Below are 21,741 nucleotides of genomic sequence, written 5' to 3' on the forward strand. Positions count from 1 at the left end.
GGGCTGGCCCGATCCTGGCGATGGCTGTCCCTCTGGCCACTCGTTCGGTCGGGCCGGCTCCCCGAAGCTGCTCGGGTGACCCGCATATCGCCCGAGCCGCCCGTACGCGCCGACGCCGTCGCCCCCGTGAACGCGGGGCCGCCGCCCGGTCCGGCCCCCGCCCGCCGGCGTCCGCACCGCGCCTGGTCGGTCGCCGCCGTCACCTTCCTCACCCTCATCGGCGCGGCCGGCTTCGCCTCCCTGCCCGGCCTGCTGATCGACCCGCTGCACGACGAGTTCCACTGGTCGCGCGGCACCATCGGCCTCGCGGTCTCGGTCAACCTCGCCCTCTACGGGCTGACCGCGCCGTTCGCCGCCGCCCTGATGGACCGCTTCGGCATCCGCCGAGTGGTGGCCGCCGCGCTGACCGTGATCGCGGCCGGCGCCGGCCTCACCGTCTTCATGACCACCAGCTGGCAACTCATCCTGCTGTGGGGCGTGTTGGTCGGCCTGGGGAGCGGCTCGATGGCCCTGGCCTTCGCCGCGACCGTCACCAACCGCTGGTTCATCGCCCGCCGCGGCCTGGTCACCGGCATCCTGACCGCGGCCGGTGCCTCCGGCCAGCTGGTCTTCCTGCCGCTCCTCTCGATGATCGTCGAGCGCTACTCCTGGCGTCCGGCCGCCGTGACCGTCGCCCTCGCCGCCCTCGCCGTCGTCCCCCTGGTGTGGCTCCTGCTGCGCGACCACCCCGCCGACGTCGGCACCACCCCGTACGGCTCCGAGGAGTTCGTCCCCAAGCCGCCCCCGCAGCGCGGCGCCGCCCGCCGCGCCCTGAGCGCCCTTTTCTCGGCAGCCCGCACGACCCCCTTCTGGCTACTGTCCGGCACCTTCGCGATCTGCGGCGCCACCACGAACGGCCTGGTCAAGACCCACTTCGTGCCCGCCGCCCACGACCACGGCATGCCCATGACGGCGGCCGCCTCGCTCCTCGCCGTGATCGGTGTCTTCGACATCGCCGGCACCATCGGCTCCGGCTGGCTCACCGACCGCTTCGACACCCGCCGCCTCCTCGCCGTCTACTACGCCCTCCGCGGCCTCTCCCTCCTCTTCCTCCCCTTCCTCCTCTCCGCCACCGTCCATCCCCCGATGGTCTTCTTCATCGTCTTCTACGGCCTGGACTGGGTCGCCACCGTCCCGCCGACCCTCGCCTTGTGCCGCGCCCACTACGGCGACGACAGCGCCATCGTCTTCGGCTGGGTCCTCGCCGCCCACCAGGTCGGCGCCGCCCTCATCGCCTTCCTGGGCGGCCTGGCCCGCGACGCCCTCGGGACCTACGACCCGGTCTGGTACGCCTCGGGCGCCCTGTGCGCGGTGGCGGCACTGATGGCGTTGGTGTTGCGGGGCAAGTCGGCGCCCGCCGCAGCCTGAGCGCACGTCAACTGCGCTGTGGCGCCCCACCGAAGGCGGCCGTGATGTCCGCGGCGCTCAAAGCGATTGCCTGAACGCGAGAACGGGCGGGCGTCTTCGGTGTTCTGTCGGTGATGGGCGCGGGGTTCCGGTAGGCGGCTTATGGGGTGCCGGCTCAGTAGGTCGAGGGGGCTACCGGTGGCCTACTGGGTGAACCGTCCGAACGTCCCCCGGTGGAAGAGCAGTGGTCCCTGGGGTGCGGCGGTCGGGTCGGTGCCGAGGGCCTCGACGCGGCCGACGACGATGTGGTGGTCGCCGCCGGTGTGGACGGCGTGGATCGTGCAGTCGATCCAGGCGGGGACGTCGGCGAGGCGGGGGGAGCCGGTGGCCGGGGCCGGGGTGTGGTGGACGCCGGCGAACTTGTCGGCGCCGCTGACGGCGAACCCGCGGCAGAGGTCGCCCTGCGCGGCGCCGAGGACGTTCACGCAGAAGACGCCGGCCTGCGCGAGGCGCGGCCAGGTCGTGGAGGTGCGGGCCACCATGAACGCCACCAGGGGCGGGTCCAGGGAGAGGGAGGCGAAGGACTGGCAGGCGAAACCGGCCGGACCCGCCTCTCCGGGGGCCGTGATGATCGTGACACCGCTCGCGAAGTGGCCCAGCACGGAGCGGAATTCGGCCGGGTCCAAGGGGGCGCGTTCGTCGTCGCGTACGGCGCGCAATGGGGGGCGCGTGGTGGTGGCGCGGGCGGTGGCGGCCGGCGGTGCGGCGGTGGTGGGGGCGCCAACGGAGCGGAGGTAGCGGATGGCTGTGGCCGCCATTCCGGCGTGTCCCATCATGCCGCCCATTGAAACTGATGGATCGTCAGATCGGAAGGGGTGGGCGCCACTCACATGGGTGGTTTGGTCGGGAAACGCAGGCTGGATCAGGGCGGTTCGGGGGAGATTGGGGGTCGCGTTCCTGATTGGCTGCCGAGCGCTCGGGTACTTCCACCTCGGCCGCGCCGTAGCCAAGCACGGGGGAGTGTTCCGGTCATGGCCGATGCGACACCGCCGACCTCCTGGTCGGCCACCGGGCCCCGGGAGGCCCGTCCGGAGGGGCCGGTCGGTCCGGTCGGTCCGTCCTCGCTGTCGACGCCGTCCGGTGCGTCCGGACCGCCGGGCGCCGGGTCCGGGTCCGGGTCCGGGCCCGGCGAGTCTGCAGCGTTCGACGAGGTCTTCTGCGGACTGCTGCCGCGGCTCTATCGGCGGGCCGTGATGCTCGCCGGGACGCGGCAGTCGGCGGAGGACGTGGTGCACGAGGCGTACCTCAAGCTCGCCGCCCGCCCGCAGCGTTTCCTCGCCCATCCGGAGCCGTACGCCTACGCCTTCACCGCCGTCCTCAGTGTCGCCCGGGACGCCTACCGCAAGGAGCGGCGGCAGGTGCTGGTGGAGGAGGTGGCCGAGGCGGACGGTGCCGGTGCGGTGCCGGGGGCCGGGGGCGGGTTCGGCGGGTGGGACGGCGGGGTGGGGCGGCGGCACGCGGAGCTGGAGGCGGTGCGGCTGCTGGGACGGCTGTCGCACCGGCAGGCGGGGATCGTGATCCTCGTCGATCTGGACGGGTACACGATCGACCAGGCCGCGAAGATCATGAAGGTGCATCGCGGCACCGCCGCCCGGCATCGGGCCCGTGCCCTGGACAGGCTGCGCGCGTACCTCGTTGAATCGGAGCACGGGCAGGCCGGGAGGTGAGCGGCACGATGGGCACGGGACCACGGTACGGCGGGGACGGCGAGGCCGAGGCGCTGCTGCGGGCGAGGCTGCGGGCGGCCGATGAGGAGATCGAGACGCCCGGGGGACTGTGGGAGCGGGTCAAGGCGCCGGTGGAGGTCGGGAGTTCGGCGGGCACTCCGGAGTCCAGGGGGCGCCTCGCCGTGGCCTGGTTGCCGCAGCGGCGCCCGTATGCCGTCGTGGTGGCGGTCGCGGCAGCGGTGGCGGCGGTGGTCCTGGGCGTCTGGTGGGTGCTGCTGCGGCCCGGGGCCGCGGACGTCAGACCGGCCGGGCCGCCCCGGACGGTGCCGCTCACGGTCTACAACAGCGAGGCGGCGTGCCGTGCCCCGCACACCATGGAGTGCGCGCTGCGGCTGGCCAAGGACCCGCACCTGGCGTACGGGGCGCGCGGCAACACCGCGGGGCGGGTGTGGCACGGCGAGGTGCTGGCGGCCCGGTGCGTGGTGACGGACGGGCAGTTGGTGCGGGACGAGGAGGGGGTCACCTCCTCCCGCTGGTACCGGGTGCGTACGGGGCAGGGGGCGGAGGGGTGGCTGCCGGGGGTGCGCACCCGTAATACCCGGGAGGTGCCGGAGTGCCCGGCGGACGGCGGATGAGGCCGACGGGCGGGAGCCGGGCGTGCAGGGGAACCGCTTGGGCGGGCGTCATCTTCCCCGGTACGTAGGGCGGCGGCGTTCGACGAAGGAGGCGACGCCTTCCTGGGCGTCCGCCGTCGTCATATTGATCTCCTGGGCGGTGGCCTCGGCCGCGAAGGACGCGCCGCGGCCGCCGTCGAGCGAGGCGTTGACCAGCGCTTTGGTGAGGGCGAGGGCGCGGGTGGGGCCGGTGGCGAGGCGTTCGGCCCACTCCCGGGCGGACTTCGCCAACTCACCCTCGGGGACGACCCGGTTGACCAGGCCGAGCCGTGCGGCGTCGGCGGCCGGCACGGCGTCCCCGAAGAACATCAGCTCCTTGGCGCGCTGGGGGCCGATGAGCCGCGGCAGCAGATAGGCGCCGCCGCCGTCCGGGACCAGGCCGCGGCGGACGAACACCTCGATGAAGCGGGCCGATTCGGCGGCCAACACCAGGTCGCAGGCGAACGCGAGGTGGGCGCCGATCCCGGCGGCGGTGCCGTTGACGGCGGCGATCACCGGTTTCTCGCAGTCCAGTACGGCGGCGATGAGGCGTTGGGCGCCGCTGCGGATCATCCGTGCGACATCGCCGGCGACCCGGTCGCCGGTGGTCGGCGCGCCGCGCAGGTCGGCGCCCGCGCAGAAGCCCTTGCCGGTCGCGGTGAGCACGACGACGCGGACGTCCGGGTCGGCGGAGGCGTCGGCGAGCAGGGCGATGAGGCGTTCGCGCATGTCCCAGGTGAGGGCGTTGAGGGCGTCGGGGCGGTTGAGGGTGAGCTGGGCGACGCCGTTGTCAGTGGCGTGAAGTATCAAGGAGTCAGCGGGTTCGGTGGATGCGGGTGGCTTGGCGGGATCGGTGGGCCGAGTCGGTTGGACGGGTTCGGAGGCGGGATCGGAACGGGGGGACGGTGCGGGCGTCATGGGGGAGTGGCTCCAGGGGAGTGGGTGGACGGGGTCGCGGCCGGGGTCGGGGCCGGGAGCGGTACCGCCTTCGGGTTCGGCTTCGGCTTCGGCGGTCCTACGGTCAGTGGCACACCGCGAGGGCGTCCAGTGCCACCGCGCCCTGGCCGCGGGGCAGGACGACCAGGGGGTTGATGTCCAACTCGGCCAGGTCGCCGTCGAGTTCGAGGGCCATCCGTTGCACCCGCAGGACGGTCTCGACCAGCGCGTCGGTGTCCGCGGGCGGCATCCCGCGGACGCCCTCCAGGAGGGCGTGGCCGCGCAGTCCGCGGAGCATGGTGCGGGCGTGTTCCTCTCCGAAGGGTGGGACGCCGACCGCGAGGTCCTGGAGGACCTCCACGAGCACCCCGCCGAGGCCGACGGAGACGGTCGGCCCGAAGAGCGGGTCGGGGGTGACGCCGACGACCATCTCGACGCCCCGTTCGATCATCTGACAGACGAGGACGCCGTCCAGCGGCAGGTCCTCGTAGCGCGCGATGTCGGTCAGTTCGCGGTAGGCGTCCCGGACCTGACTTGCCGAGGTCAACCCGACCTTGACCAGGCCGAGTTCGGTCTTGTGGGCCAGCTCAGGGCCGGAGCCCTTCATCACCACCGGGTAGCCCACCAGGCTCGCCGCCCGGACGGCCGCCGCCGCGCTGGTCACCAGCTGTTCCCGCGGTACGCGGATGCCGTAGGCGCGCAGCAGCTGCTTCGCCGCGTGCTCGCTGAGCTGCTGGCCGGGCCGCAGCAGGGCCTGGGCCTTGCGGGCGGAGGGGGAGAGCACGCGGGGGGCGTCGTCGAAGGGGGAGCGGTAGTGGGCGGTGAAGCGGTGGTGGTCCAGATAGGCGCGGACGGCGGTGATGCAGTTGGCGAAGGTGCGGAAGGTCGCCACGCGGGAGGAGCCGAGGAGGGTGCGGCGGTAGGCGTCCTCGGTGCCGACCGGCGAGCCCCAGACGACGCACACCAGCTTGTCCGACTGCTCCGCCGCGTCGACGAGGTCCTGGGCCAGCTTGTCGCTCATGGGCGGGAAGGGGCCGGTGATCGGGCAGATCAGGACGCCGACGGACGGGTCGGCGAGGATCGCGTCGATGATCTTGCGGCCGCGCCAGTCGCCCACCGGGTGGCCGCCGTTGTCGATCGGGTTGGCGACGTTGAGGTAGTCCGGTATCCACTGGTGGAGTTCGGTCTGCTTGGCGTCGGACAGGGTGGGCAGGGCCAGGCCCGCCGCGGTCGCCAGGTCGGCGAAGTGGGCGCCGGTGCCGCCGGAGATCGAATAGACCGCGACGCCCTCGGCGGTGGGTTTCTTGGCGCGGGCCAGCAGCGCCGCGGTGTCCTGGAGCTCGTCGAGCCCGTCCACCCGGATCACCCCGAACTGCCGCAGTGCGGCGTCCACCACCTCGTCCGCGCCGGTGAGCTTGCCGGTGTGGGAGGCGGCGGTCCGGGCGCCGGTCTCGGTGCGGCCGACCTTGACGACGACCACCGGCACCTTGTTGCGGGCGGCGCGGTCGGCGGCGAGCAGGAAGCTGCGGCCGTCCTTGAGCCCTTCCACATAGGCGGCGATCGCGCCGACCTCGGGGCGGGAGGCGAAGTAGGAGAGGAAGTCGGCGGTCTCCAGATCGGCCTCGTTGCCGGTCGGGGCCCAGTGCGAGAGGCGGATGCCCAGTTCCTGGAGGGTGAAGACCGGCCGGCCCTGGTGGCCCGACTGGGTGATCAGGGCGATGGCCGGGCCGTCCAGGTCGTGCCGGAACTTCTCGAAGGCGTTGAGGTTGGTGTTGGGCCCGAGCAGCCGTAGGCCGGAACGGGCCACGGCGTCCGCCAGCCGGGCCTGGGCGGCCGCGCCGTCCTCGCCGGTCTCGGCGAATCCGGAGGCGAAGGCGACCGCGAACTTCACCTTGGCCTCGGCCAGTTGCCCGATGACCGGCAGCGGGTCGCCGACCAGTAGCACCGCCAGGTCGACGGTCTCCGGCAGGTCGGCGACAGCGGGGTAGCAGGGCAGGCCGAAGACCTGCTCGCGTCCGGGGTTGACGGGGTGGAGCCGGGCGCCGACCCGTTCCGCCCAGGCGATCAGTTGGCGGGTGATGCCGGTGTTGGGCCGGCCCTCGCTGTCCGAGGCGCCGATCACGGCCACCGACTCGGGCCGGAAGAAGCGGTCCAGGTCGGGTACGGGTGCGTACAGCGGGCGGCCGCTGACGTCCTGGTCGGCGCCGGCCGGGCCGGTGGTGGTGCCGTCGTCGCCGGCGGGCCGCGGGCCGTCGGCGGCGACGGGGTCGCTGATGCCGTGGACGGTGTGGGGTGGGTGCTCCCCGCAGGCCACGACGCGGGCCGGCCGGGAGTGCGTGGTGAGGGTGCCGTGAGTCGATCCAAGCATCGCAGACGCCCGCTCCTGTGTGACGGCTCTCGTGGACTGCGCGCCGTACCGCGCTCAGCAGTAGCTGACGCATAGTCAGATTACTGAACTGACGCCGTGTCAGGAATGGGTGTGCGCGGTAAAGCTTCGGGGTGGCGGTCGGCGGGGTGGGGGCGGGGATCGGTGCGGCGGCCCCCTTGCGGTCGGGCGGGCGATGGGCTGAACTGACGTACCGTCAGGATTGCGGGTGGGCGTGGATGGGGGTGGTCGGATGACCGCGCGGGAGACGGTGCGTGCCGGGAACGCGGGGCGGGCGCAGGGCGCGGGCGCGGCGGGACGCGCGCAGGTGCGGTTCGATCTGCCGGAGGTGGACGCCTTCACCCGGCCGTACTGGGCCGCGGCGGCCGAAGGGCGGCTGCTGCTGCGCCGGTGCCGGGCCGAGGGGTGCGGCGCCGTGCACCACTACCCGCGCGAGTTCTGCCCGCACTGCTGGAGCGAGGACGTCACCTGGGAGCCGGCCACCGGCCGCGCCACGCTCTACACCTGGTCCATCGTGCACCGCAACGACCTCCCGCCGTTTGGCGACCGCGTCCCGTACGTTGCGGCCGTGGTCGAACTCGCCGAAGGGCCACGGATGATGACCGAGGTCACGGACTGCGCGGAGCCGGACCTGCGGATCGGGATGCCGCTCACGGTGCACTTCCGCACCGGGTCGGCGGCGGGGGGCGGTGACGGTCCGGCGGGGGACGGCGGGTGCGCGATACCGGTGTTCCGGCCGGCGTGAGGGGCGCGCCGGTGCGGCCGCCCGCGGTGCGCCTCGCGGGCTGTCGGAGCCTGGTGGTTGCCGGCGGCCGCCGGCTGTCGGTGCCCGTCGGGTGGCGGGCGCCGGGTAATTGAGTGGCGGCCCGGGGGTGACTCGGGGAGGCTGTCCCGGTGCTGATCCGAGAGGCGAATGCGGCCGACTGGCCGGCGATCTGGCCCTTCTTCCGGTCCGTCGTACGGGCCGGCGAGACCTACACCTATCCCGCGGACATCGACGAGCCGGCGGCCCGCGACCTCTGGATGCTCCGACCGCCCGGCCGCACGGTGGTCGCCGTCGACGACACCGGGGCGGTGCTCGGCTCGGCCAAGATGAACCCCAACCAGATGGGCAACGGCGCGCACATCGCCAGCGCCAGTTTCATGGTCGACCCGCAGTACCGCCGGCATGGCACCGGGCGGGCCCTGGGCGAGCACGCACTGGCCTGGGCCCGCGCCGAGGGCTACCGGGGGATGCAGTTCAACGCGGTGGTGGCGGCCAACACCGGCGCGGTCGCCCTCTGGCAGTCCCTCGGCTTCCAGCTCATGACCACCATCCCCGAGGGCTTCCACCACCCCACCCAGGGGTACGTGGGGCTGCACATCATGTACCAGCGGTTTTGACTTCCGCTCCCCTCCCTAAAGGGAGGGGATTCCTACCACGGTCGGCTGACCGTCTCGGTGGGTTCCTGTTTCTCCGCGCTGTGCCGGGACGAGTCCCGGTCTTACCCGCGCTCCGCAGGCTGACACTGCCAGTCCGGCAGCCTTGGCGACGTTGACCGCCGCGTTGATGTCCCGGTCAAGGACCGTCCCGCACGCCGTGCATTTCCACTCACGGACGTTGAGGGGCTTGGGGCCGTCCTTGACGCCGCAGGCCGAGCAGACCTGAGAGGTCGGCTCGAAGCGTCCGATGCGGTGGAAGGTGCGCCCGTACCGGGCGGCCTTGTACTCCAGCATGCCGACGAATGCCGACCATCCGGCGTCGTGCACGGACTTGGCGAGGCGTGTGCGGGCGAGTCCCTTGACCGACAGGTCTTCCACTGCAACCGCTTGGTTCTCGCGGATGATCTTTGTGGAGAGCTGGTGGTGGAACTCGCGCCGCGCATCGGCGGTCCGTGCGTGGGCGCGGGCGACCTTGACCCGGGCCTTGACCCGGTTCGCTGAACCCTTGGCCTTGCGGGACAGGTCCCGCTGTGCCCGCTTGAGTTTCTTTTCGGCCCGGCGCAGGAAGCAGGGGCTGTCGATCTTCGTGCCGTCGGAGAGGATCGCGAAGTGCGTCAGCCCCAGGTCGATGCCGACCACCGGCGTCACCTCGGGCAGCGTCTCGTCCGGGCCGGTCTCCACGATGAAACTCGCGAAGTACCGGCCTGCGGCGTCCTTGACCACGGTCACCGTGGACGGCACGGACGGCAACGTGCGGGACCACTTGACCCGCACATCCCCGATCTTCGGCAACGACAGGTCACCGCCCGCCGTGATCTTCCACCGTGAGTTGGCGGTGAAGCGGACCGTGTGCCGGTTGTCCTTCCGCGACTTGAACCGGGGTGCACCCATACGCGGGCGCTTGCCCTTGAGGCTGTCGAAGAAGTTCCGGTACGCGGTGTCCAGATCCCGGAGGGACTGTTGCAGGACCACGGCCGACACCTCGGCGAGCCACGCCCGTTCCTCGGTCTGCTTCGCCGCCGTGACCTGCTTCGACAGTTCGGCCGAGGTCACGAACGGCAGCCCCGCAGCACGGGCCGTCGCACGAGCCCTAAGGGCATCGTTGTAGACCACCCGAGCACACCCGAATGCCCTGGCCAGTGCACTGCACTGCGGACCGTTCGGGTACACGCGGAAGCTGTACCGAAGCTGCATACCAACGATCGTACTACAGTTGGTTTATGGCTGAGTATCAGAACATTCGCACAGGTCGGCACTGTGCTTTCGTCCTCCACGCCCACTTGGTTTTCGTGACGAAGTACCAGCACAAGGTCTTCAATGACCAGCACCTGACCCGCTGCGAAGAGATCATGCGAAGCGTGTGCGAAGACTTCGAAGTCGAACTGGTCGAGTTCAACGGCGAGAACAACCACGTCCACCTCCTGGTCAACTTCCCCCCGAAGGTCGCCCTGTCCAAGCTCGTCAACAGCTTGAAGGGCGTCAGCTCCCGCAGGCTGCGCCAGGAATACCCCGACCTCGTCAAGCACTACTGGCGGGCACAGCGGCTGTGGTCCGGCTCGTACTTCGCCGGGTCGGTCGGCGGGGCCCCGTTGTCGATCGTGCGTCAGTACATCGAGCAGCAGAATCGTCCGCTGTGACCTGCGGGTCAGAGCAGCCCTGAGAATCGCTTCATCACCGCCCTGAAGGGCGGTGCACTGCGATTAGTCCCGGTAGCGGCGAGTGGCGACGCCCCGAGGTGTCGCCATCGCGCCCGTTGCCACCGCGCTCGCCGCCACCGCGCCCGTGGCCACCATGTCCGTCGCCACCGCGCCCGTCGCCACCATGTCCGTCGTCACCGTGCTGTCGCCACCGGGCCGCCGCCACCCGCCGGCCCGGGTCCGCGTCCCGACCTCACGGCCAGAGCAGTTCCTTCTCCCAACCACCCTCAGCGCGACGGTAGTTGAGCCGTACGTGCTGTCGCCGGTGCGGGTCGCCCTGGAAGAACTCGACCTCGTCGGCGCGCAGCACGTAGAGCGTCCAGCTCGGGACCGGAGCGTCCGGTTCGCGCCGGGCGCGCTCCCAGGCGGCGTCCGCGGCGCGGGAAAGTTCCTCGGCCGAGCCCAGCACCTCGCTCTGGCGGCCCACCAGGGCGGCGGCCAGCGCGCCCGTGGAGCGGCGGTGCAGATCGGCCGCGCTCTCCTCCGGGCCGGCCGCGGTCACCGTGCCCCGGACCCGCACCTGGCGGCCGACCGCCGGCCAGTAGAAGGCCAGCGCGGCCCGCGGGCGGGCGGCCAGTTCGCGGCCCTTGCGGCTGCCGCGGTGGGTGCCGAAGTGCCAGCCGTGCTCGTCCGCATCGTGCAGCATCACGATACGCACGGAGGGGTCGCCGGCCGCGTCCGCCGTGGCCAGGGACATGGTGTGCGGCTCGGGAACGCCGGCCTCGGCGGCCTCGGACAGCCACTGCCGGAAGAGCGGCAACGGCTCGGCGGGCGCACGCCGAGCGGCGAAGGACGGCAGTTCGCCCTCCCAGACCCGCAGGCCGCGCAGCAGCGTACGGAAGGCACGGGCGTCGGGGTCGGCGTTGCCGTCCGTGTCGGCGTCATCGGCGGCGGCCCGGGCGTCGACCTCCGGTGCCGGCTCGGGGGCCGGCGACCGGGCGGGGTCCGATGACGGGACAGGGCCCGATGACGAGACGGGTTCCGGAGTGGCCCCGGTGGCCCCGGTGGCGCGGTGATCCGTGTGATCGGGCATGTCAGGCAGCGTACGCGGGGCGCCCGGGGCACGGGCCGGAGGTGGCGGTGGGGCCGACGGCCGTACCGGGAGCCGCCGCCGGTGCGGGGTGGCCCTTGAGCGTGATCGCGCGGGCCGCCCCGACCTCCGGCAGGTAAGAGGGCAGAGGGCGGGCCCTACCCCCGCCCCAACACCACCGTCCCCGACGAGCAGAACCAGCCGCCGGTGCCGGACGCCACGGCGAGCTGCGGCAGGGCGCCGTCCGGTTTGCGGACCTGGCGGTCCGGGCCGGCCTCGCCGCGCAGTTGCCGGACCGCCTCGACCAGGAGGAACAGCCCCCGCATGCCGGGGTGGCAGGCGGCCAGCCCGCCGCCGTCGGTGTTGACCGGCAGTTCGCCGTCCCGCAGCAGCCGCCCCTTCTCGACGAACGCCCCGCCCTCCCCCTTGGCGCAGAAGCCCAGGTCCTCCAGGGTCACCAGGGTCATGTAGGTGAAGGCGTCGTAGATCTCGGCGAGGTCGATCTCGGCGGGGCGGACGCCGGCCCGTTGGAAGGCGAGCCGGCCGGAGACGGCGGCCGGGGAGACGGTGAAGTCCGCCCACTCCGCCATGGTGGTGTGCGAGACGGCGGTGCCCGAGCCGAGCACCCAGACGGGGCGTTTGGCGAGGTCGGGCACGTAGTCCTCGGCGACGAGCAGCACCGCGCAGCCGCCGTCGGAGCGGATGCAGCAGTGCAGTTTGGTGAACGGGTCGGCGATCATCGGCCCGGACAGCACCTCGTCCACGGTGATCGGCTCGCGGTACATGGCGTCCGGGTTGGTGGCCGCGTTGGCCCGTGCCTGGACGGCTATCTGGGCGAGCTGTTCCAGGGTCGTCCCGTACTGGTGCTGATGGCGGCGGGCGGCCATGGCGTATTTGGCGATCAGGGTGTGCCCGTAGGGGACTTCGAACTGGAGCGGGCCGCGGGCGCCGAAGGAGAGGTTGGCGGTGCGGCGCTTCGCCTTGATGTCGGCGCGGGCGGTGGAGCCGTAGACCAGGAGGACGGCGTTGGCGTGGCCGGCCGCGATGGCGTCGGCGGCGTGTGCGGCCATCACCTCCCAGGTGGCGCCGCCGACCGAGGTGGAGTCCACCCAGGTGGGGCGCAGTCCCAGGTATTCCGCGACCTCGACGGGGGCGAGGGTGCCGAGCCCGGCCGAGGCGAAGCCGTCGATCACCGACCGGTCGAGTCCGGAGTCGGCGAGCGCCCGGCGGGCGGCCTGGGCGTGCAGGGCGTACGGGGTGGCCTCGTCCACCCGTCCGCAGTCGGACAGTGCGACTCCGGCGACGGCGACCTTGCGGTTCCGGGAAGGGGTCCCTGGCGTCAGCCTCATGAATCTGACGGTACATCAGATTAGGTGGGGCGGGCAGGGGGCGACGGGAGGTGCTCGGCGCTGGCAGGCGCCCCGAGGGCGTGTACTCCAGAAGGAGGCTTCGGGCGCCTGTCTCTAGGAAAGTGGCGTCCTCCTACCTAATATGACGCACCGTCAGATTGGATCCCGTCCGAGCGGACGGGCGTCGCCGCACGGCCGGGAGGAGCCCGCCGATGGATGCCGCGTTCACCGAGGAGCAGGACCAGATCCGCCGCACCCTGCGCGCACTGCTGGACAAACGCTGCGGCCCGGACGAGGTCAGGGCGGCGGTCCGCACCCCGGCGGGCCACGACGAGGCGCTGTGGCGACAGCTCGCCGGGCAGCTGGGACTGCCCGGCCTCGCCCTGCCCACCGCGTACGGCGGAGCCGGCTGCGGACCCACCGAACTCGCCCTGGCCTGCGAGGAGACCGGTCGCGCCGTGCTCCCCGCCCCACTGATCGGCACCGCCGTGCTCGCCGCACCGCTGATCCTGGCGCTGGGTGGGGAGCGCCGGCGCGCCGCACTGCTGCCGGCCCTCGCCGCCGGGGAGTCGACCGCCACCCTCGTCGTCCCGGGCGGGCAGCTGGCCACCGCGCTGGCGCTGACCGGGCCCAACGACGGCGACTGGGCCGGCGGCGGTCGGGCCGGCGGAATCCAGGCACGGGCGGACGGCGGTACCTGGCGGCTCTACGGGGAGGCCGGGCAGGTCCTCGACGGGCACACCGCGGACGTGCTGGTGGTCGCCGCGCACACCGGGGGCTTCGCGCGCAGTCGCACCCTGCTCTTCACCGTCCGGGCGACGGGGCCGGACGGTGAAGAGGCGCCCGGGCTGCTGCGGACCCGGCAGACCGCGATGGACGAGACCCGGCCGCAGGCCCGTATCGAACTCCGCGAGGTGGAAGCCGAGTTGCTGGGGGACGACCCGTCCGGGGGCGACGGCGCCGCGGACGCGGTGGCCGCGGCGCTGGCCGCCACCGGGGCGACGGCGGCCGCGTGCCTGGCGGCCGAGGCGGTCGGCGCGGCCGACGCGGCGCTGTCCCGTACGGTCGGCTACGTCAAGGAGCGCACCCAGTTCGGCCGGCCGCTCGGCTCCTTCCAGGCGGTGCAGCACCGGCTCGCCGACCTGTACGTAGCGGTGCAGGCGGCGCGCTCGGCGGCGTACTACGCGGCCTGGGCGGCCGGCGCCGGGCGCCCCGAACCAGGAGTGGGCGCACTGGCGCTGGCCCAGGCGCTGGAGACGCTGCGTGCGGTGGCCGCCGAGGCGGTGCAGCTGCACGGCGGGCTCGGCTTCACCTGGGAGCACGCGGCGCACCTCTACTTCAAGCGGGCGGCCTGCGACGAGCTGCTGCTGGGGCCGGTGCACCGGTTGCGGGCCCGGGCGGCCGAACAGGCGGGCCTGTTCGGGGGAGGGGCCGGGACGGCCACCGGAGTGGGCGCGGACGCCCTCGCCGGCCCGGCGGTGCGAGCGGCGGTCGGTGCCTGATGGACCGGCGTACCCACCTGGTGCAGAAGATCTCCTCGACCCGGACGTTCGCGCGGATCGCGCCGCACGTCATCCCCGTGCTGGACCGCGCCGTCCACCGGCTGTCCGGCGGGAAGGCGCTGCTCAGCACCCGGATGCTGCCCGGCCTCGTGCTGACCGCGACCGGCGCCCGGAGCGGGCGGCCGCGGAGCACCCCGCTGGCCTGCATGCCGCAGGACGACGGTGGTTGGCTGCTGATCGGCAGCAACTTCGGCCGCCCTGGGCATCCGGCCTGGACCGGGAACCTCCTCAAGAACCCGGAGGCGGAGGTCAGTTGGCGGGGCCGGGACGTGCCGGTACGGGCCCGGCTGCTCACCGGGGAGGAGCGCGAGCGGGCCTGGCGGGCGGCGCTGGAGTTCTGGCCGCCGTACGCGGCCTATCAGGCGCGGGTGGAACGCGAGATCCGGCTGTTCCGGCTGGACCGGCGCTGACCAGGTCGGACGCGGGCCGTGACACACGCGCGGGTGCCGTACGGCCCCTGGAGGGCGGTCGGCACCCGCTGCGTGTGGGATACGGCTATGGCAGGACGGACTCAGGACGGAGGGCGAACTGTCCCGGAAACGCCGGGACATCGAGGAGGCCGCGGCTTCCTCGGCGGCGGAGCGGCGGCCAAGGCGCGGCGTTGCAGCTCAGCGCCCGGCTCGATGGGAGCGCCTGTGACGGCGGTCCCGGTGGTGCGGTGGTGCGGTCGTGCGGTGGTCCCGACGCGGACCCTCGGAGGTCCGGGCGTGCGGGTGGCCCGTTACTTGGTGGGCTTCTTGCCGGTGACGCCGAAGTGCACCAGCAGCGCCAGGTTGGGCTTGAGGTCGGCCTGCTTGACGCCCCAGCTCTGGAAGCCCTTCTGGTGGCCGGCGACCGCCGCCAACATGGCGACGATGGAGCCGGCCATGGCCGCCGGGCTCACGTCCTTGTCGACCTTGTTCTTGTTCTGGAGCTCCTGGATGGACTCCGTAAGGGAGTTGGTGACCGCGTTGAGGATCTTCATGCGGATCTTGTAGAACCGCTTGTCGCCCTCGGCGGCGCCCAGGTCGACGACGCGCAGGATCGCGTCGTGCTTGCGCCAGAAGGAGAGGAAGCCGTCGACCAGTTCCTCGGCGGCCTGCCAACCGGACTTGCCCACCCAGGAGCGTTCGGCGACCAGATTGGTCAGGCTCGCGCCCTCTTTCGCCATCTCTTCGGCGATTTCGAGGACCGCGCCTTCGACATCCGGGAAGTACTGATAGAACGTCGCGGGTGAAGTGCCCGCTTTTCGGGCCACATCGATGACTTTGACGTCCCGGTAGGGGGACGAACTGAGCATTTCACTGAGGCAGTCGAGAAGCTTTTGCCGCGTCGCCTGTCCGCGGCGGCCGGCAACTCTGCCGTCGACGGTTCGAACTTGTCCTGTCATGCCGTCAGCTTACCGAGGGGTGATCGGAGCGCGATTTGGCTGCCTGCAAATGGGGACGGGGGAGTTCGGGGCGCCCGGTGCCTGTTCCCGCCCTGGTTGCGGGCCTGGTCGCCGCCGGAACGAGGTGCACGACCATTGGTCCGATCCAGTGAATGCTGTTATCAACAGGCTGTGGACAACTTCGGTGGATAAGGGGTCGGTGCGGGGGCGTCGGGCGTCCGGTGGCCGTCGGGCGGGAATCCTTGCGTCGTGCGCGGTGTCACAGCCGCGAAATCGCCGTCGGCGGCGCAGAATTGATCCATTGACGCAGAGTGAGCCGCGGGGGAAGGCATGCGTACGGATACGGGCGGGGAAATGGAACGATTTCGGCCACGGGGGACCGGTCGTCAGCGCGGGCGTCCGCCGGGTGTCGGTGCGGCGGCGGGGGTCCCGTCGCTCGACCGCCAGGGCGGAATCCTTCCGTCCGGATGGGGCGATGAGCGGCGGAAATTCCGCGAACCTCGCTCCTAGGCGGGCGACAACTGGCCGGTAACCCTGCGGCAATCGCCCGTCCCCGGACGTATCGGAGCACGTCAGGGCGGGGTGGAATACGCCGGGTAATGGCCTTGTTGCGTACTGCAGGGGGTGAGTCGGGACACGGCCGACAGGCCCCGGGTTCGCAACCGCCCGGCCGGCCAGGAAGAATCAGGGTGCGTACGGCCGTTTCGGCCAGGCGGTGAGACGCTGCGCGGGGCAGTGGCTCTCGGCGGCTCGTGGCTATGGAGAGTCTCGTTTTATGCCCCACGGGGAGGTGGCAGGCAAGTGGTGGAGCAGCTGACGCAGCACGATCCCCGGCGGATCGGCCCGTTCGAGGTCCTTGGCCGTCTCGGGGCCGGCGGCATGGGCCTGGTCTATCTGGCCCGGTCGGCGTCCGGCCGGCGAGTGGCGATCAAGACGGTCCGTTCCGAACTCGCCGAGGACCAGCTGTTCCGGGTCCGGTTCACCCGCGAGGTGGAGGCGGCCCGCGCGGTCAGCGGCTTCTACACCGCGGCCGTGGTCGACGCCGACCCGAGGGCGGCCGTGCCGTGGCTCGCGACCGCGTACGTGCCCGCGCCCTCCCTGGAAGAGATAGTCAATGAGTGCGGGCCACTGCCCGTCCAGGCGGTGCGCTGGCTCGCCGCCGGCATCGCGGAGGCGCTCCAGTCCATCCACGGCGCCGGCCTCGTCCACCGCGACCTGAAGCCGTCGAACGTCCTGGTGGTCGAGGACGGCCCCCGGGTGATCGACTTCGGCATCGCCTCCGGGGTGTCCAACACCCGGCTGACGATGACCAACGTGGCCGTCGGCACGCCCGCGTACATGTCGCCGGAGCAGGCCCGCGACTCCCGCAGCGTCACCGGCGCCAGCGACATCTTCTCGCTCGGCTCCACCCTGGTCTTCGCCGCCACCGGGCATGCGCCGTTCCACGGCGCCAACCCCGTCGAGACGGTCTTCATGCTGCTGCGGGAAGGCCCCGACCTGGCCGGACTGCCGGACGACCTCCGGTCGCTCATGGACTCCTGTATGCAGATGGAGGCCGCCCACCGGCCGTCCCCGGCCGATCTGCAGTCCCAACTGGCACCGCACCTCTTCAGCTCCGGCAGCGACGACAGCGGCACCGCGTCGGCCTGGCTGCCGCCCGGCGCCGTGGCGCTCATCGAGCGGCGGCGCGGCGGCGGCCGGGGCGCCGTGGCGCCGAGCACCCCGCGGTCCGCCGCCGCGCCCCGCGACGCCGGCCGCCAGGAGCCCGCGGCCGCGCCGCCCATGCCGCAGGCCCCGCCGCAGCCCGTGGCGCAGCGGGCCGAGAGCGGCCGGCCGGCCGCTGATGGTTGGCCCGGCCGGATCGGTGCCGGTCCCGGTGCGCACCGCGCCGCCGACCCCCGCGGCGCGGCGGCCCCGGTGCCGCAGGCCGCCGGCATGGGGGGTGCGCCGCCTCTGGAGGGCTCCGGCGGTCCCGTACGGCTCGGTGGCTCGCCCGCCCCGATAGGGCCAGGGCCGCGCGCCACCGACCCCCCGCAGCAGCAGCGCGGAGCGGCCGCCGCGACGAACTGGGTCCGGCCGCCGGCCGGAGTGCCGCAGCAGGGCGCGGCCACGGGCAGCGGCGGCCAAGGGGAGGTCGCCCCGGCCGCCCCGCCGGAGGCACCGTCCGAACCGGGCCGCTGGCGCCCCTGGCGGTTCCGGATGTCGAACGACGTCTGGGGCACCCCGGTGGTCGCCGGTGAACTGCTCTACGTCACCTCGTTCGAGGTGCACGCCCTCGATGTGGCCAGCGGCCGGCGGAAGTTCAAGACCCGCGACGTCGCCTGGGCGATGGCGGTCGCCGACGGCCGGATCCACGCCTCGGACGGCCCCACCCTCTACGCCCTGGACGCCGACGACGGCAGCGAGCGCTGGCGGCTGAGCAGCGAGGGGTGGATCTACGCCCTGACCGCCGACCGCGGCACGGTCGTCACCAGCACCCGGGGCGGCGGCATCCAGGCATGGGAGGCCACCACCGGTGAGCTGCTGTGGGAGCTCGCCGGCGCCCAGACCGACTTCGAGAATCCCGAGGCCGCGCCCGTGCAGCACGAGGGCACGGTCTACGTCTGGGCCGACGCCCGGCTGAAGGCGCTGGAGGCGCGCACCGGCGTCGAGCGCTGGTCGTATCCGGTGGGCGACGCGGCGTCCTGCGGCGGCGTCCCGATGCGGCTGCTGCCGGCGTCGGACGGCACGGTGTACGTGGTCGCCGGCACTCGGGTGCTGGCCCTCGACGCCGCCCGCGGCGATGTGCGCTGGCACTTCGAGGCGCCCGCGGTCTTTCTGGGCCCGCCCGCCTTCGCGCCGGGCCCCGCCGTCACCGGCGGCGGCCTCTACCTCGCCGACTATCTGGGCACGGTCTACGCCCTCGACGCGGCGGACGGCCGGGACCGCTGGCGGATCGCCACCGAGGCCCGCCAGTCCAGCGAACCGGTCCTGGTCGCGCACGGCGCCGTCCACCTGGGCAGCGGCAAGGCGCTCTACACCCTCGACGCGGTGACCGGCACCCCGCGCTGGCGCTTCCAGGCGGGCGCCGAGGTGGTGGGCTCCCCGGTCGTCGCCGAGGGCCGGGTGCACTTCGGGTCCGCCGACCACTGTCTGTACACCCTCGACGCGATGGGCGGTCAGCTCCGCTGGAAGCTGGCCACCGGCGGTGAGATCACCGGTTCGCCGGTGGCGGTCGGCGGTGTGGTCTACGCCTGCAGCAAGGACCGCTGTGTGTACGCGCTGGACGCCGCCAAGGGGACGGGCCTGGCCCGGCGCCCGTAGGGCCTCGCGGCCTAGGGCCTCGCGGCCTCAGGGCCGGTGCGGTCCGGCCGGCCCGTGGTCGCCCGGCGTTTCCGGGCCGTCGGGCTGGGTCGGCCAGTCCGGTCGGGTCGGTTGGGTCGGCCGGTCGTCCTGGCCGTGCTCGGGGCCCGGTGGGCGCTGGTTGCGGCCCCACTCCACAGGTGGCGTCGGCGCAGGCGGCCGGGGCGGCCCGGTCGGTGCCGCGGTGGGGGGTGCGGGGCTGTAGGGCTCCGGGTGCCACTCCTGGGTGGGCCGGTGGCCGGGGTCCCAGGCGTCGGGTGGTGGGCGATAGGGCGCGGCCGTGCCCTCGTAGTCCTCGTACTCCTCGTCCTCGTCCGCGGGGACCCGGCGGGTGCGCCCGCGCATGACGAGGGCGCCCAGGATCAGCAGTGCGCCGCCGCCCATGGCGTTGGCCACGCCGACGCCCAGTCCGTGCGTACCGGCGGTGAGTTCGCCCGCGCTCTGGCCCTGGCGGACCATCCACAAGATGGTGAAGCCGAGGACCACCAGCCCGGCGAAGGTGATGAGCCATCGGGAGCGCAGCGCCACGCCGATCAGCGTCAGCAGCCCGGCGAAGACCATCGGGAGCACCAGGGAGCCGAAGAGCGTGGCGCCGTTGTCCGTGAGGCCGTTGAAGAGGTCCTCGATCCGGACGTCGCTGCCGTGACGGCCGTCGTACCAGGGACGGAAGGGGCTCCAGACGGCGGCCGTCGCTCCGATGAGGGCGATCAGGGAGCCGAGAACGTTGCGCACCACCGGCGTCGCCTCGCTTCGACTCGTCCCGTCGTCCCGTGACCGACGCTACGCCTGCCCGTCTGCCCCCGCTAGACAAGGACGGCCGGATGCGGCCCGAGTCCGCCGAGGGGCCCGTACGGGGCGTCCCCTGCTCTTGCTAGGGTGCCGTGCACGCGTCAACCCTCAGGGTGACGGGTCTTGAACGTGGCAACGGGGGATGGGCGAAGAGCATGGAGCAGCGCACGCGTACGGGCACGGCCGCCGGAGGTACCGCGGACCGGGTCCGGAGGGGGGTCAGGGCGGGGCTCGCGGTCGCGGTGGCGGCGGTCACGCTCGCCACGGTCGGTGGCTGTGCGTTCGGCCGGCCCAAGATCAACGTGCCGCCGCCGAGCTGGGCGACGGCGTCGCCCTCCGCCAGCTACGACCCGTTGCACCCGACGCCGACGTACTCGCCTTCCTTCGACAGCTACTCGCCGTCGCCGACGGAGGAGACCTTCAACCCGGACGGACGGTCCGACGTCCGCGGCAGCGGCTGCGACTTCTCCTCCTCGCTGCGCCAGTTCACCTACACGGTCTCCATCACCAACCCGTCCACGACCAGCTCCTACTCCTACGACATGCGGATCGACTGGATGAAGGACCGGCCGGCGGACGGCTCGTCCTACGGGGAGCACCAGCGCAGCGTCGTGGTGGCGCCCGGCGCGACCGAGACCTACACCGCCAAGTACACGCTGAACCAGGCGTCCTGGCAGGCGTTCTGGTACACCTGCCAGATCACCCGGGCGCAGAAGACCAAGATGTGAGGCGGGCCCGGCGGTGACGTGCCCGGTGCGCGGCGGTCACCTGACGGGCGGCGGGGCGTCCCCGGTGTTCCGTGGTCGGGCGGTGAACAGGGCGGCCTGGCGGTCCGGTGGCAGGTTGCCCAGCGCGATCAGTTGCGGGGCGTGCGCCAGGGCCTGTGCCCGGGTGGCTTCCTTGGCGGCCCACAGGGCGCGGACGGTGCCTTGGACGGCCTCGGTGGGCTGGGCGGCCAGCACCTCGGCGCGGCGTAGCGCGGTCTTGGCGGCGGCGCCGGGCGGGGTCAGCTCGGAGACCAGGCCGATGGCGTGGGCGCGCCGGGCGCCGAGCCGTTCCGCGCTGCCCATCAGGGCGAGCCGGGCGATCTCCCCGTAGGGCATGCGCTGTGCCATGAGGATGGACTCGTAGGCGCTGACCATCCCGTAGGTGGTGTGCGGGTCGAAGAAGGTGGCGTGCTCGGCGGCGATGATGAACTCCGCCTCGCCCAGCAGGTAGAAGGCGCCGCCGCAGGCCATCCCCTCGACCGCGGCGAGCACCGGCTTCCACAGGTCGTTGGCCTTCGGGCCGATCCGGAGCAGCGGGTCGTCGAGGGAGAACGGGGAGGACGGCTGGGGCACGTCGGCGGTGCGGTCGATGCCGGTGCAGAAGGCGCGGCCGCCGGCACCGGTGATCACCGCCGCCCGCACCGTGTCGTCGAAGCGGAACTCCCGCCACAGGGACGCGAGTTCGGCGGCGGTGTCGAGGTCGAGGGCGTTGTGCCGGGCGGGGCGGTCCAGGGTGACCAGGGCGACCCCGTCGGCGGTCTCGGCGCGGACTCCGGGGGACGTCACGGCCGCTCCAGGACCCAGCGGGGGACGGTCACCCCGCCGGGCATCGGGTGGAAGACCGCCTTCACCGGGGCGCCGATGCGCAGCCGGGTCGGGTCGACGGAGTTCAGGGCGGCGTCCGCGGCGGTGACGAGGTTGCCCACCAGGCGGATCCGCGGGGCCTCGGTCAGCTCCACGATGATCGCGTTGTACGGGGCCTGGGCGGCGTAGGCGGGCAGCAGTGGCGGGTGGGGCACGACGTACGACCAGATCCGGCCGCGGCCGCTCATCCGCTGCCAGTGGGCGGTGAACGACTGGCAGTGCGGACAGCAGGGGCGGGGCGGGAAGCGCGGCTCGTCGCAGTCGGAGCAGGTCTGGACGCGGAGTTCGCCGCGGGCGGCGTACTCCCAGAACGGCGCCCCGTCCTCGTCGGGGACGGGAAGCAGCAGGTCAGCGCCGGGGTCCGGGGGATTGTCAGTGGCGGGTGGCAGGCTTGTGGTCATGGAATCACGGACGGTTACGGATCCGGTCCCGGCGGCGGTCCCGCCCGGGGTGTGGTCTGCA

Annotated in this window: 21 protein-coding genes; 10 read left to right on the top strand and 11 right to left on the bottom strand. The window is 73.1% G+C overall.

The features are described from left to right. Window positions 1–75: 75 nt before the first annotated feature. Entirely contained in the window at window positions 76–1,407 is a 1,332-nt protein-coding gene (locus ACO0M4_RS21530) for an MFS transporter (RefSeq protein ID WP_430372450.1), read from the top strand. 182 nt (window positions 1,408–1,589) lie between these two features. Here the strand turns inward: ACO0M4_RS21530 and ACO0M4_RS21535 are convergent, their stop codons facing one another. Next, complete coding sequence (locus tag ACO0M4_RS21535; RefSeq protein WP_430372451.1) at window positions 1,590–2,204, bottom strand: flavin reductase family protein; 615 nt, start codon at window positions 2,202–2,204, stop codon at window positions 1,590–1,592. 213 nt (window positions 2,205–2,417) lie between these two features. Here ACO0M4_RS21535 and ACO0M4_RS21540 point away from each other — a divergent pair, with 213 nt between their 5' ends. After that, window positions 2,418–3,113 carry an RNA polymerase sigma factor gene (locus ACO0M4_RS21540; protein WP_430372452.1) on the top strand — a complete coding sequence of 232 codons (696 nt, stop codon included), beginning with the start codon at window positions 2,418–2,420 and terminating at the stop codon, window positions 3,111–3,113. Window positions 3,114–3,121: 8 nt separating this feature from the next. After that, window positions 3,122–3,748 carry a hypothetical protein gene (locus ACO0M4_RS21545; RefSeq protein ID WP_430372453.1) on the top strand — a complete coding sequence of 209 codons (627 nt, stop codon included), beginning with the start codon at window positions 3,122–3,124 and terminating at the stop codon, window positions 3,746–3,748. Between the two features lie 48 nt (window positions 3,749–3,796). Here the strand turns inward: ACO0M4_RS21545 and ACO0M4_RS21550 are convergent, their stop codons facing one another. Continuing rightward, window positions 3,797–4,684, bottom strand: a complete 888-nt coding sequence (locus ACO0M4_RS21550; protein ID WP_430372454.1) for an enoyl-CoA hydratase/isomerase family protein — start codon at window positions 4,682–4,684, stop codon at window positions 3,797–3,799. A gap of 103 nt (window positions 4,685–4,787) precedes the next feature. Then, window positions 4,788–7,070: an acetate--CoA ligase family protein gene (locus tag ACO0M4_RS21555; RefSeq protein ID WP_430372456.1), complete on the bottom strand. Its 2,283-nt coding sequence runs from the start codon at window positions 7,068–7,070 to the stop codon at window positions 4,788–4,790. Window positions 7,071–7,320: 250 nt separating this feature from the next. Between ACO0M4_RS21555 and ACO0M4_RS21560 the strand changes: the two genes are divergently transcribed. Next, a complete protein-coding gene (locus ACO0M4_RS21560; RefSeq protein WP_430372457.1) occupies window positions 7,321–7,833 on the top strand; it encodes a Zn-ribbon domain-containing OB-fold protein in 513 nt (170 codons plus the stop codon). A 149-nt stretch (window positions 7,834–7,982) separates the two neighbouring features. Further along, window positions 7,983–8,471 (top strand): N-acetyltransferase family protein, encoded by a 489-nt coding sequence (locus ACO0M4_RS21565; protein WP_430372458.1) that lies wholly within the window; start codon window positions 7,983–7,985, stop codon window positions 8,469–8,471. 15 nt (window positions 8,472–8,486) lie between these two features. On the opposite strand, the gene ACO0M4_RS21570 is transcribed toward ACO0M4_RS21565, so the two are convergent. Then, the gene (locus tag ACO0M4_RS21570; protein WP_430372459.1) at window positions 8,487–9,704 is read right to left on the bottom strand and encodes an RNA-guided endonuclease InsQ/TnpB family protein; all 1,218 of its coding nucleotides are present in this window, start codon (window positions 9,702–9,704) and stop codon (window positions 8,487–8,489) included. A gap of 26 nt (window positions 9,705–9,730) precedes the next feature. Here ACO0M4_RS21570 and tnpA point away from each other — a divergent pair, with 26 nt between their 5' ends. Beyond that, window positions 9,731–10,147, top strand: coding sequence for an IS200/IS605 family transposase (tnpA, locus tag ACO0M4_RS21575; protein ID WP_430372461.1), 417 nt, complete (start codon window positions 9,731–9,733; stop codon window positions 10,145–10,147). 63 nt (window positions 10,148–10,210) lie between these two features. Here the strand turns inward: tnpA and ACO0M4_RS21580 are convergent, their stop codons facing one another. The 3 genes from ACO0M4_RS21580 to ACO0M4_RS21590 all read right to left on the bottom strand — a co-directional run bounded on the left by ACO0M4_RS21580 (window position 10,211) and on the right by ACO0M4_RS21590 (window position 12,586). Next, complete coding sequence (locus ACO0M4_RS21580) at window positions 10,211–10,345, bottom strand: hypothetical protein (protein WP_430372462.1); 135 nt, start codon at window positions 10,343–10,345, stop codon at window positions 10,211–10,213. 55 nt (window positions 10,346–10,400) lie between these two features. Then, window positions 10,401–11,240, bottom strand: a complete 840-nt coding sequence (locus ACO0M4_RS21585; protein ID WP_430372463.1) for a pyridoxine/pyridoxamine 5'-phosphate oxidase — start codon at window positions 11,238–11,240, stop codon at window positions 10,401–10,403. A 155-nt stretch (window positions 11,241–11,395) separates the two neighbouring features. After that, window positions 11,396–12,586 (bottom strand): thiolase C-terminal domain-containing protein, encoded by a 1,191-nt coding sequence (locus ACO0M4_RS21590; RefSeq protein ID WP_430372464.1) that lies wholly within the window; start codon window positions 12,584–12,586, stop codon window positions 11,396–11,398. Between the two features lie 212 nt (window positions 12,587–12,798). On the opposite strand from ACO0M4_RS21590, the gene ACO0M4_RS21595 reads away from it, so the two are divergent. Then, complete coding sequence (locus tag ACO0M4_RS21595; protein ID WP_430372465.1) at window positions 12,799–14,088, top strand: acyl-CoA dehydrogenase family protein; 1,290 nt, start codon at window positions 12,799–12,801, stop codon at window positions 14,086–14,088. Then, window positions 14,088–14,558 (top strand): nitroreductase family deazaflavin-dependent oxidoreductase, encoded by a 471-nt coding sequence (locus tag ACO0M4_RS21600; RefSeq protein WP_430372466.1) that lies wholly within the window; start codon window positions 14,088–14,090, stop codon window positions 14,556–14,558. Before ACO0M4_RS21595 ends, ACO0M4_RS21600 begins: the two co-directional genes overlap by 1 nt. A gap of 311 nt (window positions 14,559–14,869) precedes the next feature. On the opposite strand, the gene ACO0M4_RS21605 is transcribed toward ACO0M4_RS21600, so the two are convergent. Continuing rightward, window positions 14,870–15,517 (bottom strand): TetR family transcriptional regulator, encoded by a 648-nt coding sequence (locus ACO0M4_RS21605; protein ID WP_430372467.1) that lies wholly within the window; start codon window positions 15,515–15,517, stop codon window positions 14,870–14,872. An 801-nt stretch (window positions 15,518–16,318) separates the two neighbouring features. Between ACO0M4_RS21605 and ACO0M4_RS21610 the strand changes: the two genes are divergently transcribed. Next, the gene (locus tag ACO0M4_RS21610) at window positions 16,319–18,820 is read left to right on the top strand and encodes a PQQ-binding-like beta-propeller repeat protein (RefSeq protein WP_430372469.1); all 2,502 of its coding nucleotides are present in this window, start codon (window positions 16,319–16,321) and stop codon (window positions 18,818–18,820) included. A 27-nt stretch (window positions 18,821–18,847) separates the two neighbouring features. On the opposite strand, the gene ACO0M4_RS21615 is transcribed toward ACO0M4_RS21610, so the two are convergent. Further along, window positions 18,848–19,594, bottom strand: a complete 747-nt coding sequence (locus tag ACO0M4_RS21615) for a hypothetical protein (protein WP_430372470.1) — start codon at window positions 19,592–19,594, stop codon at window positions 18,848–18,850. A gap of 209 nt (window positions 19,595–19,803) precedes the next feature. Between ACO0M4_RS21615 and ACO0M4_RS21620 the strand changes: the two genes are divergently transcribed. Further along, window positions 19,804–20,376, top strand: a complete 573-nt coding sequence (locus tag ACO0M4_RS21620) for a hypothetical protein (RefSeq protein ID WP_430372472.1) — start codon at window positions 19,804–19,806, stop codon at window positions 20,374–20,376. Between the two features lie 36 nt (window positions 20,377–20,412). On the opposite strand, the gene ACO0M4_RS21625 is transcribed toward ACO0M4_RS21620, so the two are convergent. Both ACO0M4_RS21625 and ACO0M4_RS21630 read right to left on the bottom strand, forming a co-directional pair. Further along, window positions 20,413–21,201, bottom strand: a complete 789-nt coding sequence (locus ACO0M4_RS21625; RefSeq protein ID WP_430372474.1) for an enoyl-CoA hydratase/isomerase family protein — start codon at window positions 21,199–21,201, stop codon at window positions 20,413–20,415. Beyond that, window positions 21,198–21,680, bottom strand: a complete 483-nt coding sequence (locus ACO0M4_RS21630; RefSeq protein WP_430372476.1) for a Zn-ribbon domain-containing OB-fold protein — start codon at window positions 21,678–21,680, stop codon at window positions 21,198–21,200. The genes ACO0M4_RS21625 and ACO0M4_RS21630 overlap by 4 nt, the downstream gene beginning before the upstream one ends. Between the last annotated feature and the right edge of the window lie 61 nt (window positions 21,681–21,741).

This window comes from Streptomyces sp. RGM 3693 (genome assembly GCF_050471125.1).
GTDB lineage: Bacteria > Actinomycetota > Actinomycetes > Streptomycetales > Streptomycetaceae > Streptomyces.

What these genes read in the sequence shown, in the direction of transcription:
- ACO0M4_RS21570 (WP_430372459.1), bottom strand. Translation starts at nt 9,704, where the DNA reads ATGCAGCTTCGGTACAGCTTCCGCGTGTACCCGAACGGTCCGCAGTGC.
- tnpA (WP_430372461.1), top strand. Translation starts at nt 9,731, where the DNA reads ATGGCTGAGTATCAGAACATTCGCACAGGTCGGCACTGTGCTTTCGTC.
- ACO0M4_RS21605 (WP_430372467.1), bottom strand. Translation starts at nt 15,517, where the DNA reads ATGACAGGACAAGTTCGAACCGTCGACGGCAGAGTTGCCGGCCGCCGC.
- ACO0M4_RS21550 (WP_430372454.1), bottom strand. Translation starts at nt 4,684, where the DNA reads ATGACGCCCGCACCGTCCCCCCGTTCCGATCCCGCCTCCGAACCCGTC.
- ACO0M4_RS21560 (WP_430372457.1), top strand. Translation starts at nt 7,321, where the DNA reads ATGACCGCGCGGGAGACGGTGCGTGCCGGGAACGCGGGGCGGGCGCAG.
- ACO0M4_RS21620 (WP_430372472.1), top strand. Translation starts at nt 19,804, where the DNA reads ATGGAGCAGCGCACGCGTACGGGCACGGCCGCCGGAGGTACCGCGGAC.
- ACO0M4_RS21545 (WP_430372453.1), top strand. Translation starts at nt 3,122, where the DNA reads ATGGGCACGGGACCACGGTACGGCGGGGACGGCGAGGCCGAGGCGCTG.
- ACO0M4_RS21590 (WP_430372464.1), bottom strand. Translation starts at nt 12,586, where the DNA reads ATGAGGCTGACGCCAGGGACCCCTTCCCGGAACCGCAAGGTCGCCGTC.
- ACO0M4_RS21595 (WP_430372465.1), top strand. Translation starts at nt 12,799, where the DNA reads ATGGATGCCGCGTTCACCGAGGAGCAGGACCAGATCCGCCGCACCCTG.
- ACO0M4_RS21540 (WP_430372452.1), top strand. Translation starts at nt 2,418, where the DNA reads ATGGCCGATGCGACACCGCCGACCTCCTGGTCGGCCACCGGGCCCCGG.
- ACO0M4_RS21630 (WP_430372476.1), bottom strand. Translation starts at nt 21,680, where the DNA reads ATGACCACAAGCCTGCCACCCGCCACTGACAATCCCCCGGACCCCGGC.
- ACO0M4_RS21555 (WP_430372456.1), bottom strand. Translation starts at nt 7,070, where the DNA reads ATGCTTGGATCGACTCACGGCACCCTCACCACGCACTCCCGGCCGGCC.
- ACO0M4_RS21585 (WP_430372463.1), bottom strand. Translation starts at nt 11,240, where the DNA reads ATGCCCGATCACACGGATCACCGCGCCACCGGGGCCACCGGGGCCACT.
- ACO0M4_RS21535 (WP_430372451.1), bottom strand. Translation starts at nt 2,204, where the DNA reads ATGGCGGCCACAGCCATCCGCTACCTCCGCTCCGTTGGCGCCCCCACC.
- ACO0M4_RS21600 (WP_430372466.1), top strand. Translation starts at nt 14,088, where the DNA reads ATGGACCGGCGTACCCACCTGGTGCAGAAGATCTCCTCGACCCGGACG.